We start from the raw sequence: 16,519 nt of genomic DNA on the forward strand, positions 1-16,519 counted from the left end.
AATACTTCGTTTCTTCCAACACGTGTTGGTGTTGTGGCAAGTTGTCGGCCAATTAGTACCGGTCAGCTCCACGCGTTACCGCGCTTCCACGTCCGGCCTATCAACCCAGTGGTCTGCTGGGGGCCTTCCCACCCGTGGGTGGTGGAAACCTCATCTTGAAGCAGGCTTCCCGCTTAGATGCTTTCAGCGGTTATCCCTTCCGAACGTAGCCAACCAGCCATGCTCCTGGCGGAACAACTGGCACACCAGAGGTTCGTCCGTCCCGGTCCTCTCGTACTAGGGACAGCCCTTCTCAAGTTTCCTGCGCGCGCAGCGGATAGGGACCGAACTGTCTCACGACGTTCTAAACCCAGCTCGCGTACCGCTTTAATGGGCGAACAGCCCAACCCTTGGGACCTACTCCAGCCCCAGGATGCGACGAGCCGACATCGAGGTGCCAAACCATGCCGTCGATATGGACTCTTGGGCAAGATCAGCCTGTTATCCCCGGGGTACCTTTTATCCGTTGAGCGACGGCGCTTCCACAAGCCACCGCCGGATCACTAGTTCCGACTTTCGTCCCTGCTCGACCTGTCAGTCTCACAGTCAAGCTCCCTTGTGCACTTGCACTCGACACCTGATTGCCAACCAGGCTGAGGGAACCTTTGAGCGCCTCCGTTACATTTTAGGAGGCAACCGCCCCAGTTAAACTACCCACCAGGCACTGTCCCTGGTCCGGATCACGGACCGAGGTTAGATGTGCAGTACGACCAGAGTGGTATTTCAACGATGACTCCACACTCACTGGCGTGAATGCTTCACAGTCTCCCACCTATCCTACACAAGCCGTACCGAACACCAATACCAAGCTATAGTAAAGGTCCCGGGGTCTTTCCGTCCTGCTGCGCGAAACGAGCATCTTTACTCGTAGTGCAATTTCGCCGAGTTCGCGGTCGAGACAGCGGAGAAGTCGTTACGCCATTCGTGCAGGTCGGAACTTACCCGACAAGGAATTTCGCTACCTTAGGATGGTTATAGTTACCACCGCCGTTTACTGGGGCTTAAATTCTGAGCTTCGCCTTGCGGCTGACCCGTCCTCTTAACCTTCCAGCACCGGGCAGGCGTCAGTCCGTATACATCGTCTTGCGACTTCGCACGGACCTGTGTTTTTAGTAAACAGTCGCTTCTCCCTGGTCTCTGCGGCCCGAAAAGGCTAGCCAGCAAGTGGCCTCACCTCTCAGGCCCCCCTTCTCCCGAAGTTACGGGGGCATTTTGCCGAGTTCCTTAACCACGATTCTCTCGATCGCCTTGGTATTCTCTACCTGACCACCTGAGTCGGTTTCGGGTACGGGCGGCTAGTCCCTCGCGTCGAGGCTTTTCTCGGCAGCATAGGATCACCCTGCTTCCCCCATACGGGGTCACTGTCGGACCTGAGGCTGTGTGGGGTGCGGATTTGCCTGCACCCCGCCCTGCATCCTTAGACGTGCATTGCCATTAAGCACGCGGTGGCTACCTGTCTGCGTCACCCCTGTTAACACGCTTACCTACTACCGGATCGGGTCCCACGCGCCCCCGAGATCCCTCCCGAAGGAGGGAGGACGGGTTTGGGTGGTTAGCATCACCGGCCTCGGCATGGTCGGTCCTTCGCCGGTACGGGAATATCAACCCGTTGTCCATCGACTACGCCTGTCGGCCTCGCCTTAGGTCCCGACTTACCCAGGGCGGATTAACCTGGCCCTGGAACCCTTGGTCATTCGGCGGACGGGTTTCTCACCCGTCATTCGCTACTCATGCCTGCATTCTCACTCGTGTGGGATCCACCACTGGGTCACCCCGCAGCTTCACCTCCCACACGACGCTCCCCTACCCACCCGCGCCCCTGAACGTCCCTCGAGGGGACGCTGGGGTATGCGCGGATGCCACGGCTTCGGCGGTGTGCTTGAGCCCCGCTGAATTGTCGGCGCAGAATCACTTGACCAGTGAGCTATTACGCACTCTTTCAAGGGTGGCTGCTTCTAAGCCAACCTCCTGGTTGTCTGTGCAACTCCACATCCTTTCCCACTTAGCACACGCTTAGGGGCCTTAGCCGGTGGTCTGGGCTGTTTCCCTCTCGACTACGAACCTTATCGCCCGCAGTCTCACTGCCATGCTCTCACTTACCGGCATTCGGAGTTTGGTTGACGTCAGTAACCTTGTAGGGCCCATCGGCCATCCAGTAGCTCTACCTCCGGCAAGAAACACATGACGCTGCACCTAAATGCATTTCGGGGAGAACCAGCTATCACGGAGTTTGATTGGCCTTTCACCCCTACCCACAGGTCATCCCCTCAGTTTTCAACCTAAGTGGGTTCGGTCCTCCACACGCTCTTACACGTGCTTCAACCTGCCCATGGGTAGATCACTCCGCTTCGGGTCTAGAGCACGCGACTGAATCGCCCTGTTCGGACTCGCTTTCGCTACGGCTTCCCCACCCGGGTTAACCTCGCCACATGCCACTAACTCGCAGGCTCATTCTTCAAAAGGCACGCCGTCACCCCAGCCATGGAGGCTCCGACGGATTGTAAGCATCCGGTTTCAGGTACTATTTCACTCCCCTCCCGGGGTACTTTTCACCTTTCCCTCACGGTACTTGTCCGCTATCGGTCACCAGGTAGTATTTAGGCTTACCAAGTGGTCTTGGCAGATTCACACGGGATTTCACGGGCCCCGTGCTACTCGGGATACCTGCAAGGAGGCCACGACGTTTCGTCTACGGGGGTCTCACCCACTCTGCCCGGCCTTCCCAGACCGTTCGACTACACCGCGACTTTCTCACTCCTCACCAGCCCGGCAGAACTGGTCAGCAGGTCCCACGACCCCGAAGGTGCAACGCCCGCCGGCTATCACACACCCCCGGTTTAGCCTCATCCGCTTTCGCTCGCCACTACTCACGGAATATCTCTTCCTGCGGGTACTGAGATGTTTCACTTCCCCGCGTTCCCCCCACACGCCCTATATATTCAGGCGCGGGTAACCAGACATGACTCTGGCCGGGTTTCCCCATTCGGACACCCTCGGATCACAGCTCGTTTGCCAGCTCCCCGAGGCTTATCGCAGGCTACAACGTCCTTCTTCGGCTCCTGGTGCCAAGGCATCCACCGAATGCTCTTAAAAACTTGACCACAAAAGATCAAAGATGCTCGCGTCCACTGTACAGTTCTCAAGCTACGCACCGACTCTCCCGCCCACCCCACCGAACAACTCGGCGGGAGGGCCAGGAAGCGGCCACCAGAGCGAAACTCGGTTCCCCGACCCGCCGGCACGAAGACCGGCGGCGGGGGCCTGTTCCCTCAGGACCCAACAGCATGCACAAGTCTCTGACGTTCCACCCGTGAGCGAACCACCCCGGACACGTTCGGCCCGGGCGCGGCCACCTGCACACCACCAGCTGATCCCCACGAAGGAGGGGGCGGTGTGAGTGAGCTCCTTAGAAAGGAGGTGATCCAGCCGCACCTTCCGGTACGGCTACCTTGTTACGACTTCGTCCCAATCGCCAGTCCCACCTTCGACGGCTCCCCCCACAAGGGTTGGGCCACCGGCTTCGGGTGTTACCGACTTTCGTGACGTGACGGGCGGTGTGTACAAGGCCCGAGAACGTATTCACCGCAGCGTTGCTGATCTGCGATTACTAGCGACTCCGACTTCATGGGGTCGAGTTGCAGACCCCAATCCGAACTGAGACCGGCTTTTTGGGATTCGCTCCACCTTACGGCATCGCAGCCCTTTGTACCGGCCATTGTAGCATGCGTGAAGCCCAAGACATAAGGGGCATGATGATTTGACGTCATCCCCACCTTCCTCCGAGTTGACCCCGGCAGTCTCCCATGAGTCCCCGGCATAACCCGCTGGCAACACAGGACAAGGGTTGCGCTCGTTGCGGGACTTAACCCAACATCTCACGACACGAGCTGACGACAACCATGCACCACCTGTACACCGACCTTGCGGGGCGCCCATCTCTGGACGTTTCCGGTGTATGTCAAGCCTTGGTAAGGTTCTTCGCGTTGCATCGAATTAATCCGCATGCTCCGCCGCTTGTGCGGGCCCCCGTCAATTCCTTTGAGTTTTAGCCTTGCGGCCGTACTCCCCAGGCGGGGCACTTAATGCGTTAGCTGCGGCACGGAACCCGTGGAATGGGTCCCACACCTAGTGCCCAACGTTTACGGCATGGACTACCAGGGTATCTAATCCTGTTCGCTCCCCATGCTTTCGCTCCTCAGCGTCAGTAACGGCCCAGAGACCCGCCTTCGCCACCGGTGTTCCTCCTGATATCTGCGCATTCCACCGCTACACCAGGAATTCCAGTCTCCCCTACCGCACTCTAGTCTGCCCGTACCCACTGCAGGCGCGGGGTTGAGCCCCGCGTTTTCACAGCAGACGCGACAGACCGCCTACGAGCTCTTTACGCCCAATAATTCCGGACAACGCTTGCGCCCTACGTATTACCGCGGCTGCTGGCACGTAGTTAGCCGGCGCTTCTTCTGCAGGTACCGTCACCCCGAAGAGCTTCTTCCCTACTGAAAGAGGTTTACAACCCGAAGGCCGTCATCCCTCACGCGGCGTCGCTGCATCAGGCTTGCGCCCATTGTGCAATATTCCCCACTGCTGCCTCCCGTAGGAGTCTGGGCCGTGTCTCAGTCCCAGTGTGGCCGGTCACCCTCTCAGGCCGGCTACCCGTCGTCGCCTTGGTAGGCCATCACCCCACCAACAAGCTGATAGGCCGCGAGCCCATCCCCAACCGACACAGTCTTTCCACACCCCACCATGCGGCGGGACGTCATATCCGGTATTAGCCACGATTTCTCGCGGTTATCCCGAAGTCAGGGGCAGGTTACTCACGTGTTACTCACCCGTTCGCCACTAATCAGACCCGGGCAAGCCCGGGCCATCATCGTTCGACTTGCATGTGTTAAGCACGCCGCCAGCGTTCGTCCTGAGCCAGGATCAAACTCTCCGTTAAAAACAAACGCCGAACCACACCCGAAGGCGCGCCCCGACAATCCATACGGAGAACCCCCCACCCACCCAAAAAGCAGGACAAGGGAGTCAATCCAGGCCAACGCACCCAGACCCGACGGAGCAGGACCAGGCACGCAAACCAAAACAAAACAAAACCCCAGACACCACAACCAGACCCGACCAGAACGGCCGGACCAGCCATGACACCCAGAATTCAAATGGCATCAAAAACTTGGCACACTGTTGAGTTCTCAAAGAACAGACACACACCGCAGAAACCCGGAACCCTTCAGTCCCGAACCCCCACCGGGGCAACCTCTCAAACCTAACCCATCCGCGCCCGCCCCACCAAATCACTCCGGAGTAATCCGGAACACATCCGACGAGACCGACAAACCGGCCAGGCATCCCCCAGCACCCCACGCAGCACAAAACCACGCATCAGAACCAGGACTCCCCCGGGACCGGCCACCCTCACGGTGTCCGTGCCTCCCTGGCAGGGCTCACCAATATTAAGCAGCCCCAGAACCCACGGTCAAACCACCAACCCATGACCCCGATCACAACGTTCTGGCGGCCTGGAGCAGCTCACGCGGCCTGAGGATCCGCCGTTTCGCAGCCCTCACCGGCGCGCTGGGGCTCCGCCGTCGGCAACGGCCCCGACGGGGGCGCCGGGCGCTGTCGCGGGCTGCAACGTCCCGCACGGGGTGCGGGGCTCCGTGACGGGGAGCGGGTCGCCGTCACTCACTGGACGACACCGTGCAACCAGTCCCCGCGAGGTACCGACGGGTAACTGCCGATGCCCGCGGCGCAAACTGGCGACGGGTGCCCGCCGGGGCCGGCCGACGGCTGACTGCCCGTGCCCGTGCCCGTGGGCCAGGCTGGCCTGCCCGAGCTCGCAAGGGGGCTGCCGAAGCCGATCCCCTTTCGGGGTGCTTGTGGTCAGCACGGGCTGCGCCGGTGAGCGGCTCAGACTGCGAGGCGGTGGCCGTACCTCCCGGTCACGAGCAGCCGTCGGAACGACTCCGACATCTCGTCCCACGGCATCATCTGGGGGGCGCCGTCGCGGTGGCGTTCCTCTTCCCACTCCAGCCACATCAGGTACGCGGCCTCGGCGTACGTCAGCGTGGACTGCTCTGTGGTGGTGGTGGCCATCGCCGCCAGCCTCCTCGGGGGTCGTGCGCGGGCGTCATCACCCGCGCTGAGTCGCAACCTTCGGTCCGACACTCCCCCATGCGTGCCGGGTCCCCACAGTAGGGGACGCTTCTGCCCCGATTCAAACACGCTCTCGGCGCGCCGCCGGCCGGTGCGTCAACCTGTCCGAGCCCGAGAGGCCCCTTCCCGCGGCGCGCGAAATCGCGGGTTCACCCGCCGACGTGGAGGCCGGGCCGTCGTGCCGGGTCGGGCTCGCTCTTCCGGATGATCTCCCGGACGACCGGCGGGGTGTCGCCCTGGCCGAGGAAGAGATAGCGGAGCAGATGGAACACGGGCGATCCCTCGGACCACTCGAAGTAGCAGTGCGGCCGGACACCGGTCGCGTCGCGCAGCCCCAGGAGGAGGGCCGCGATGGCGTTCGGGACCGCCGGGCTGGCGACCCGCAGGATGCGGTAGCCGCCCACCTCGGTCCCCCGCACGTGCAGGACGCCGCTGAACCGGGACGGGTCGTCGACGTCGATCTCGAGGAAGAGGACGTGGGCGACGCCGGGCACGGGGTTCATCCCGCGCTGCTCGCGCTCCTTCATCGAGTACTCGGCCACGTCTCCGCCCTGGCGCTTGTTGGCGATGATGTTCAGGCCGCCGTCGCGCGCGAGGGAGTCGGCGATGAACCGCCGTGCGGCGGGGTCGAGCTCGATGGCGTCGACCCGCAGCTCCGTGGTGCGCGACGCCCGCGAGATGAGGGAGACGGCGATGATCCCGAGGATGAAGAAGAACGAGATCGTGATGCCGTCCGGCTTCTCCAGGACGTTGTCGACAAGCGCGTAGAGCAGGATGACGGTGAGGATCCCGAAGCCGACGGCGGCGCCCCGCTGGCGGTGGCGGCCCGCTGGCGGTGGCGGGCGGCGGCGATGGTGACGGCAACGGCGCCGGAGACCATCATCGCCAGGATGCCGGTGGCGTAGGCCCCCGCCTGGGCGTTGACGTCGGCCCCGAAGGCGATCGTGATGACGACGGCGATCGTCGTGTAGACGAGCACGACCGGCCGCACGGCCCGCCCCCACTCCGGCGCCATGCCGTAGGAGGGCAGGTAGCGCGGCACGATGTTGATGAGCCCGGCCATCGCGGAGGCTCCGGCAAACCACAGGATGAGGATGGTGCTGACGTCGTAGGCGGTACCGAACGTCTCCCCGAGGCGTTGGTGCGCGAGGTATGCGAGGGCGCGCCCGTTGGCGGCGCCGCCGGCCTCGAACTCCTCCGGCGGGATCAGCAGCGTGGTCACGAGCGTGGTGCTGATCAGGTACACCGACATGATCACCGCCGCAGTGGTGAGCAGCCTGCGGGTGTTGCGGACCTTCGCCCGCAGCACCTCCTCGCGGTCGCGTCCCTCCGCGGCGATGAGCGGCATCATGCTGACGCCCGTCTCGAAGCCCGACAGGCCGAGGACGAGGAGCGGGAAGGCCAGGACCGCGGGCCCGATGACGCCGCCGAGGCCGCCCCCCTGCGCGGTGAGGGCCGTGACCCAGGTCGACCACGCCGTCCCGCTGGTGAAAACCCCCAGCAGACCGTTGACGACGACCACCGCGTTGAGCACGAGGAAGAGGCCGACCACGGGGATCGCGACGCCGATCGCCTCCCGGAACCCCAGGAGGAACACTCCGCCCAGGACGACGAGCAGGAACAGGGTCAGGCCGACCGCGTGGCCGTGGAGGGCCTCGGGGAACAGGGGGCTCTCGAGGACGTGGACGGAGGCGTCGGCGGCGGAGAGCGTGATGGTGATGATCCAGGACGTGACCACGAAGCCGAGCAGGACGAGGACGAAGATCTTGCCGCGCCAGAACGGCAGCAGGTTCTCGAGCATGGCCACCGAGCCCTGCCCGTGCGGGCTGGCGGCGGCGACGCGGCCGTACATGGGAAGCATGCCGAAGAGCGTGAGCGCGACGATGAGCAGGGTGGCGAGCGGGGAGAGGGCACCCGCCGCCAGCGCGGCGATGCCGGGCAGGTAGGCGATGGTGGAGAAGTAGTCGACGCCGGTCAGGCACATGACCTTCCACCACGGGTGCGGGGTGACGTGCTCCTCGGTGGCCTGGGGCCCCACGGGCTGCACGCGGTGCTCGAGCAGCCACCGGGACAGCGGCGATCTGGGCTCGGCGGGCGGCACCGGTGAGGGCACCGTGGAAGGGATCGCGACCGCCTTGTGAAGGGTCATCGTCTCTGCCGATCTGACGAGCCCGCGCGTGGGGACCTGTCAGCACGTCGCGTCGCTCCTCGCGCTCTCATTGTGAGCGAGAAGCGGGCGCCGCGCCTCCCCGCGGCCCGGGTCGGCCGCGGGGGCTACACCGTGAGCAGCTCGCGGATGTCCGCGGCGCTCAGCGGGGCCGACAGCGTCCCACCCTCGTCGATGACCTTGTCGAACAGGTCCCGCTTGCGCGCCTGGAGGGCGAGCACCTTCTCCTCGATCGTGTCCTCGGCGACCAGCCGGTACACCATGACGTGCTTGTCCTGGCCGATGCGGTGCGTGCGGTCCACGGCCTGCGCCTCGGCGGCCGGGTTCCACCACGGGTCGAGCACGAAGCAGTAGTCGGCCTCGGTGAGGTTGAGCCCGAACCCGCCGGCCTTGAGGCTGATGAGGAACACCGGCGCGTCACCGGTCTTGAACTCCCGGACCCGCCGGGCACGGTCGCGCGTGCGCCCGTCCAGGTAGCAGTAGTCGATGCCCTGGGCGTCGAGCCGGTCGCGGACCGTGCCGAGGAAGCTGGTGAACTGGCTGAACACCAGCGCCCGGTGCCCGCCGGCGATGACCTCCTCGAGCTGCTCCATGAACACGTCGGCCTTGGAGGAGGGCACCTTGGCGTACTGCTCGTCCACCAGCGACGCGTCGAGGCTGAGCTGGCGCAGCAGGGTGAGGGACCGAAGGATGGTGAAGCGGTTCTTCTCGACGTCGTCGAGCAGGCTGAGCACCTTGCGCCGCTCCCGCTGGAGGTGGGTGTCGTAGACCTTGCGGTGGCGCGGGTTGAGCTGGACGTGGAGCACCTGCTCCTGCTTGGGCGGCAGGTCGGTGGCCACCTGCTCCTTGGTGCGACGGCGGATGAACGGCCGGATCCGCCGTCGGAGCGTCTCGAGCAGCTCGGGCCGGGTGCCCCGCTCGATCGGCTTGCGGTAGAGCTCGCCGAAGACCTTGGGGTCGGGGAACATCCCGGGCGCCGCGATCGACAGCAGGGACCACAGGTCCATGAGGCTGTTCTCCAGCGGCGTGCCGGTGATGGCCAGCTTGAACGGCGCCCGCAGCCGCCGCGCGCACTGGTACGTCTTGGCCTGGTGGTTCTTGACGAACTGGGCCTCGTCGAGGACGAGACCGCTCCACTCCAGCCCGCGGTAGGCGGCCTCGTCGATGCGGAAGAGGGCGTAGGAGGACACGACGAGATCGGCCCCGGCGACGTCGTCCGCCAGCTTCCGGCCCGACTTCTTCTCCGTCTCCGTCACGGCGACGACGTTGAGGTCGGGCGCGAACCGCCGCGCCTCCTCGGCCCACCCGGCCACGACCGACGTCGGCGCGACCACGAGCGCCGGCGCGGAGAGAGTGCCGGCCTCCTTGGCGCGCAGCAGCGCCGCGAGCGTCTGGAGGGTCTTGCCCAGACCCATGTCGTCGGCGAGGATCCCGCCGAGCCCGGCGTCCCACAGGTAGCTCAGCCACCGGAAGCCCTCGAGCTGGTACGGGCGCAGCGTGGCCCGCAGCCCGGCGGGCACTGCCGGCGGATCGGCACCCTCGCCCGCGAGCAGCCTGTCGACGGACCGGACCCACCGCTCGCTCTGCTCCTCGACCACACCGAGCGCGGCGAGCTCCTCCCAGAGCCCGGCGTGGTAGCTGGTCAGGCGCAGGCTGCCGGGCGGGCGCTCCTGCAGCTGGCTGGCCTCCTCGATGAGGCGCCGGAGCTCGTCGAGCTCCGGGCGGTCGAGGCGGAAGTACGTGCCCGACGGCAGGATCAGGTGGCTGTCCTCGCGCACCAGGGCGATGAAGAGGCTCTCGAAGGGGACGTGCTCGCCGTCGATCTCGACGGCGACGCCGAGGTCGAACCAGTCCCCCTCCCCCGAGTCGGTGGCGGAGATCCGGATGACGGGCGCCGCGTCGGAGCGGCGGTACTCGACCGGCTCCCCGACCACACTGACCTCGACGCCCTGCTCCCGCAGCCGGGGCAGCGTCTCCTCGACGAACACCGCGGCCTCCACGCCGCGGAGCCGCACGGTGCTCGCCGGACCGACCGTCCCAGCACCGGCCTGCAGGGCGGGCGGCAGGTCCACCTCGCGCAGCAGCCGCTGCTCGGCGGAGCGGTCCCGCCCCGGTCCGCGGCCGGCGTCCAGCGGCACCCGCCGCGTCGAGCCGCCGACGTCGTACAGGAACGCCCACTCCAGGCTGAGGTGATGGTCCGGCTCGTACGTCAGCGTCAGCCCGAGCCGCGGGGCCGCCACGGTCGGCAGCTCGACGGTTCCGTCCGAGGACCGCACCGGCAGCAGCCGGCGCAGCGTGGGGTAGTACTCGGCGAGGAACCGCTCGACGTCCTCCTCCGGCACCTCCAGCACGCCCGCCGCCAGCAGGTTGGTCCCCTTGGTGGTCAGCGGCCGGGTGAGCGGTGCGAGGACGAGGCCGACGGCGGAGCCGGCCGGGGGGTGAGGCTCCCGGTCGAGGACCACCCCGTGCGCGGGCCGGCCGACGAACGAGAGAGAGGTGGGCCCGGTGCCCGCCGGGGCGACGTCGTGCCCGGGGACCTCGACGACCGGGGCGGCCACGACTCCGCCCTCGTCCTGGCGCGAGAGCTCGAGGAAGACGGTGGCCGGGGCGTCCGCGAGGACGACGGCGCCGGCGGACGGCCGCGCGGGGACGAGCGGCACGCCGGCGTCCACGGCGGCGCGCAGCAGCGGCCAGACGGCCGGGCCGAACTCGTCGAGGTAGACCGCGGTGTCGTTGTAGGAGTACGCGGAGGGCTGGTGGGCCATCCAGATCGCGTGCAGGGCCTCGCGGTGCGCCTCGACGCGGCCGTGCGCGCCCCACCGGAAGGACAGGTCGCGCCACCCGATCCCGGTGCGCACCCAGGGGCTCTTCTTCCCGGGGACGACGGGTCTCAGGCGGATGCGCAGGGTCTCCGGCTCCCCGCGCCAGCCGGGCTCGACGACGGGTTCGAGCTGCAGCCCGATCGGGACCTCACCGCCGTCGGCCCGCTCGTCCTCGACGACGTCGGCGAGCAGGCGCTCCCACGGGTGCGCGGTGCGGCTCAGCGGCGTGAGCTCGTCGCGCGCGGCCACCAGCACGGCGGCGACGTGCTTGCAGTCCACGGCCACGGGGCAGGTGCAGCGGCCGGTGCTCAGGCGCCTGCCCTCGGCGTCGCCGACCTGCACGAGGGTCTGGTACGGGTGGGGGTCCGTGCCCTGCACCTCGGCGTACAGGACGCGGCGCTCGGGGTCCGACGTCAGCCAGCTGACCTTGCCCGACTTCGCGTAACCGACGCCGCGGGCGAAGGTCTGGGCGCCGACGGCCAGCATGATCTCGTCCTCACCCGGCAGGTCTGGCCAGGTGCGGAGCGTCGCGAGTGCGGGGCGTCGGGCCACGTCGACCAGCGTAGGCGGAGCCGCCGACATCGCCCGGCCGGTCCACGCGGCCGGGGTCCGGGGCAGCTCGTCCGCGCCCGGAGCCCGGTGAGGCACCTTGCCGGCTGGCACGCTGCCGGCTGGCACCCTGGTGGCGGACACGCCGGGTCGTTGCCGTCGGGTCACGCCGGCAGGGTTCGCACACAAACCGCCACGCGAGGCTGGCAGCGTGCTGCCATGGCCGGACATTTCCGAACAATCCCCGTTCCAATCGCTCAGCGATGTCGCTATGGTCCGGACTTGCGCCCGCTGTGGCGCCGGCGCCTCGGGGCGCCGTCCCTGCCAGCGGCGGCGCCGCCCACCGGCCTCAGCGCGGCCGGTGCCAGACGAAGGAGTCCACCGATGCCCCAGCCCGATCGGAGAGCCGAGCACCGTCGTCGGCCTCGACGCCGCCTCCTGGCCACGGCGGGCGTCCTGGCGCTGGCCTTCACCGGCGCCGCCGTCGTCCCCGGTTCGCCGCCCGCCGCGGCCGAGCCCACGGCGGTCGCCGCTACGGAACAGGCCGTCCACAGCACGGAGATCTTCCCCGGCAACGACGGCCGTCCGCACAGGGTCACCTGGGACGAGAAGTCCTTCATGGTCGACGGCGAGCGCCTCAACGTCTGGTCCGGAGAGTTCCACTACTGGCGCCTGCCGAGCCCGGACCACTGGCGCGACCTGCTGCAGAAGATCAAGGCGAACGGTTTCAACGCCGTCTCGCTCTACTTCTTCTGGGGCCTCCACCAGACCACGTCGGGCGGGGAGTTCGACTTCTCCGGCGTCAAGGACATCGACCGCCTGCTCACGATGGCCGCCGAGGAGGGGCTGTACGTCATCGCCCGGCCCGGCCCGTACGTGAACGCCGAGATCTCGATGGGCGGCCTGCCGGCGTACCTGACCAACCGTGGACCCGGCCTCCGCACCACCGACCCGGAGAACCTCGCCGACTCGCTCGACTGGATCGACGCCTTCGACCGGATCGTTCTCGAGCACGAGGTCACCACCGGCAAGGGCTCGGTGATCATGTACCAGATCGAGAACGAGATGCTCAGCGAGAGCGCGGAGCGGGTGGCGTTCATGCGGGCGCTGAGCCAGAAGGTCCGCGACGACGGCATCTCCGTCCCGCTGTTCCACAACGACTACAACCTCGGCGGCCGGTTCGTGCCCGGCGAGGACGGCCCCGCGGGCGACGTCGGCCTGGACTTCTACGCCTACGACTCCTACCCGCTGGGCTTCAACTGCTCCGCCGGCCGCAACCGCATCACCGACACCGAGGCGACCTACCGCACCATCTCGCCCGACTTCCCGCAGTTCATCTCCGAGGCGCAGGGCGGCGCGTTCAGCCCGTGGGGCGCGTCCTTCGGGTTCGACACCTGCGCGGAGTTCGTCGACCCCGACTTCACCCGGCAGTGGGGTGCCAACAACATCGGCAACGGCGTCACCGCCTTCAACTACTACATGGCGTTCGGCGGGACGAACTGGGGCTGGACCGGCTCGCCGTCGTCCGGCTACACCTCCTATGACTACGGCGCCGCGATCGACGAGAACCGGCAGCTGACCGACAAGCTCGCGGCCCAGAAGGAGATCGGCTACTTCCAGGCCGCCGTCCCGCAGCTGGCGTCGATGCGCCCGCTGCCCTCCCCGGAGATCGCCGAGCTCGAGGGCGCCCCGGTCAACGGCTACGAGCGGGTGGCCACCGAGGATCTCGAGTCCTCCGCCACCGGGAACGGAACGCGCTACCTGGGCTTCCGCCTCAACGACTCCAACAGCACCACCGCGACCCGGTTCACCACGTCGCTCACGCTCGGCGAGGAGGCCGAGCCGCGGACCGTGGAGCGCGTGAACGACGCCGACCCCGCCGTGACCTACACCGGCACGGGCTGGCAGCACGCCTCCGGCCAGGGCTGGACGGCCGGCGACCACGGCGGCGACGAGTCCTTCTCGAACGTCGCGGGCGACGCCGTCGAGCTGACCTTCTCCGGCACCGGCATCAAGGTGATCGCGCCGAGGGCGAACAACCACGGCGTCGGCCGCGTGCTGATCGACGGCGAGGAGGTCGGCCGGACCAGCACCTGCCTGGCGGCCGGCGGCTACGCCAACGAGTACCAGACCGTCGCGTTCGAGAAGAACGGCCTGGACCCGCGTAACCCCCACACCATCCGCATCGAGGTCACCGGCGAGGTGGGCTGCCCGGACGGCAACGTCGAGCCCGGCTCCTTCGTCGCCGTCGACGCCTTCGAGATCACGCCGCCGCTGTACACGGTGGACGACTCCCAGCGCTCGGCGGAGCCCGGCGACGGCCTCCTCACCTACCACTCCACGGACCCGGCCGACCCGTGGGAGACCGCGTCCGGCCAGGCGTGGACACAGGGCAACTACCTCGACACCGAGACGTTCTCGGACAACGCCGGCGACTACGTCGAGTACACCTTCACCGGCACCGGCATCCAGGTCATCGCCCCGCAGTCCGCCAACCACGGCGTCGCGCGGGTGCTGATCGACGGCGAGGAGGCCGGGACCTTCACCACGTACAGCCCGCCGCAGAACGCGGCCAAGCAGCACGTGGCGTTCGAGACCCGCGGCCTGCCCGACGGCGAGCACACCATCCGCGTCGAGGTCACCGGCGAGGTGGGCTCGGCGACGAGCTCCGAGCCGGGCGCCTTCGTCTCCGTCGACGCCTTCAACGTCCTCACCCCGGCCGACGACGCCGCCGAGGCCGAGCCGACCGGCCCGACCTTCGAGCGCATCCCCCAGCAGGAGGGCACCTACCTGACCCTGCACGGCCGCGACGCCCTCATGCTGGCCGCCGACCTCAGGGTCGGCGAGCACGACGTCTACTACTCCACGTCCCAGCCGGTGAAGGACATGCCCGTCGAGGGGGCCCGCCTGCTCACCGTCACCGGCGTGGCCGGGGACGCCGGCGAGACCGTGCTGCACTACGCGGAGGAGCCGCGGGTCGAGACGCTCGACGGCGAGGCGCCCACCACGGTCTGGGACGCCGAGAACGGCACGCTGCGCCTGAACTACAGCCACGGCGCGGCCACCTACCGGATCTCCGGCGGCGGCACGGAGGAGCCGCTGCTCCTCAAGGTGACCACCCGGGAGGACATGGCGCAGCTGTGGTCCGTGGCCGGCGCGCACGACGGCGCCACCGACGGCCCGAACGCCGAGGTGCTCGTCACGGGCGCGCACCTGCTGCGCACCGTGACCTTCGACGGCGCGACCGCCCACCTGACCGGTTCGATGACCGAGGCCGGCGACATCGCCGTGCACCTGCCGCCCGGTGTCAGCGAGGTCACCTGGAACGGCGAGGCCCTGTCCGACGCCGGAACCGGGCCGGCGGGCGAGGTCACCGGCAGCGTGCCGGGACCGGCCGCCGTCGAGACCCCGGTGCTCCGGGAGTGGCAGACGGCGGCGGAGAACCCTGAGGCGGACCCCGCGTTCGACGACGCCGCGTGGACGGTTGCTGACTCGACGTCGGCCGCGAACCGCCGCCAGGGCCCGGGCCCGGTCCAGGGCGTGGTGCTCGACTCCAACCACTACCGCTTCTTCGAGGGCGACGTCTGGTACCGGGCCCGCTACACCGCCACCGACGCCACCACCATCTCCCTGACGGGCAACGGCGGCACCGGCGGTCCCGGGCACGGGCGCAACTCCGCGAACATGCTGGTCTGGGTCAACGGGCACTACGCGGGCGCCGCGGCGGCGGAGGGCCGGGCGAAGACTTTCCAGGTCCCGGCCGGGGCCACCGTCCCGGGCGAGGAGGTCGTCGTCTCGGTGCTCGTGCGCAACCAGGGCCAGAACCTGGACTGGTCCGACGACGGCCTGTCGAAGCAGAACCGCGGCCTGTACGACGCCGACCTCGGCGCGGCCGGCGAGGTGACCTGGAAGCTCCAGGGCGCCCGCGACGCCGACACCCCGCTCGACACCGCCCGGACGCTGTACAACAACGGCGGGCTGTACGGCGAGCGCGCCGGCTGGCACCTGCCCGGCTACCCGGACGACGCCTGGGCCGGGGCGACCGACCTGCACGCGCCCGAGCCCGGGGTGCACTGGTACCGCACGTCCTTCGACCTGGACGTGCCCGCCGGGCAGGACACCTCGTTCGCGCTCGACGTCCGCTCCGAGCGGTTCGACGCCGGGCGGTCCGACAGGGCACGCACCGTCATGTTCGTCAACGGCTGGAACGTGGGCACCTGGGTCGGGAACGTCGGCCCGCAGACGCGGTTCACCATCCCGTCAGGGTTCCTCGACCTGGACGGCACGAACGAGATCGCCGTCGCCGTCACGGCGGAGGTTGCCGGGCACGGACCCGACGCCGTCTCCCTCGTCCAGGTGGGCAGCATGACCGGCGGTGTCCCGGCGGACCAGAACGAGGCGCCGTCGTTCCCCGAGGTCGCCGTCACGGCGTCGACGGACCTCACCGAGGCAAGGCGTGGCGAGACGGTCACCCTCGCCGGAGCCGTCGAGCTGCCCGCCCTCGCGAGCGGCACGCTGGTCGAGGTGAGCGTCCACTGGGGCGACGGCACCGAGCCGGCGGTGCTGAGCGGCACCCAGGTGGAGGCGGAGCACCGCTTCACCAGGGCCGGCACCTACCCGGTCACGGTGGTGGTGCGCGACGCCGTCGGCGGGGCGGAGCTGGCACGGACCGAGACCACGGTCGAGGTCTCCCACGCGGTGCTGCCGCCCGGGCACGGCGGCACGCCGCCGGGGCAGGAGGGCCGGGCCTGACACCCGGCCCCAGCTTGCCGAGACTGCCGATGTGGTC

General features: G+C 67.9%; 3 protein-coding genes, 2 rRNA genes and 1 pseudogene. 1 reads left to right on the plus strand and 5 read right to left on the minus strand.

Going from position 1 to position 16,519, the window contains the following annotated elements:
• Nucleotides 1–32: 32 nt before the first annotated feature.
• The 5 genes and pseudogenes from ATJ97_RS10070 to ATJ97_RS10090 form a co-directional block, all read right to left on the minus strand.
• A 23S ribosomal RNA gene (locus ATJ97_RS10070) occupies nucleotides 33–3,140 on the minus strand.
• Nucleotides 3,141–3,449: 309 nt separating this feature from the next.
• Nucleotides 3,450–4,978, minus strand: a 16S ribosomal RNA gene (locus tag ATJ97_RS10075).
• The 16S and 23S rRNA genes sit together here, the layout of an rRNA operon.
• Before the next feature lie 968 nt (nucleotides 4,979–5,946).
• Nucleotides 5,947–6,132 (minus strand): hypothetical protein, encoded by a 186-nt coding sequence (locus ATJ97_RS10080; RefSeq protein ID WP_098483632.1) that lies wholly within the window; start codon nucleotides 6,130–6,132, stop codon nucleotides 5,947–5,949.
• A 209-nt stretch (nucleotides 6,133–6,341) separates the two neighbouring features.
• Nucleotides 6,342–8,341: pseudogene (locus tag ATJ97_RS10085) on the minus strand (APC family permease).
• A gap of 125 nt (nucleotides 8,342–8,466) precedes the next feature.
• Nucleotides 8,467–11,733, minus strand: a complete 3,267-nt coding sequence (locus ATJ97_RS10090) for a DEAD/DEAH box helicase (RefSeq protein ID WP_211287158.1) — start codon at nucleotides 11,731–11,733, stop codon at nucleotides 8,467–8,469.
• Nucleotides 11,734–12,114: 381 nt separating this feature from the next.
• On the opposite strand from ATJ97_RS10090, the gene ATJ97_RS10100 reads away from it, so the two are divergent.
• Nucleotides 12,115–16,482 (plus strand): beta-galactosidase, encoded by a 4,368-nt coding sequence (locus ATJ97_RS10100; RefSeq protein WP_143426983.1) that lies wholly within the window; start codon nucleotides 12,115–12,117, stop codon nucleotides 16,480–16,482.
• The last annotated feature ends 37 nt before the right edge of the window (nucleotides 16,483–16,519 follow it).

The sequence above is a fragment of the Georgenia soli genome, assembly GCF_002563695.1.
Lineage (GTDB): Bacteria > Actinomycetota > Actinomycetes > Actinomycetales > Actinomycetaceae > Georgenia > Georgenia soli.

Coding starts and splice junctions, on each gene's coding strand:
- ATJ97_RS10080 (WP_098483632.1), bottom strand. CDS start 6,132: ATGGCCACCACCACCACAGAGCAGTCCACGCTGACGTACGCCGAGGCC.
- ATJ97_RS10100 (WP_143426983.1), top strand. CDS start 12,115: ATGCCCCAGCCCGATCGGAGAGCCGAGCACCGTCGTCGGCCTCGACGC.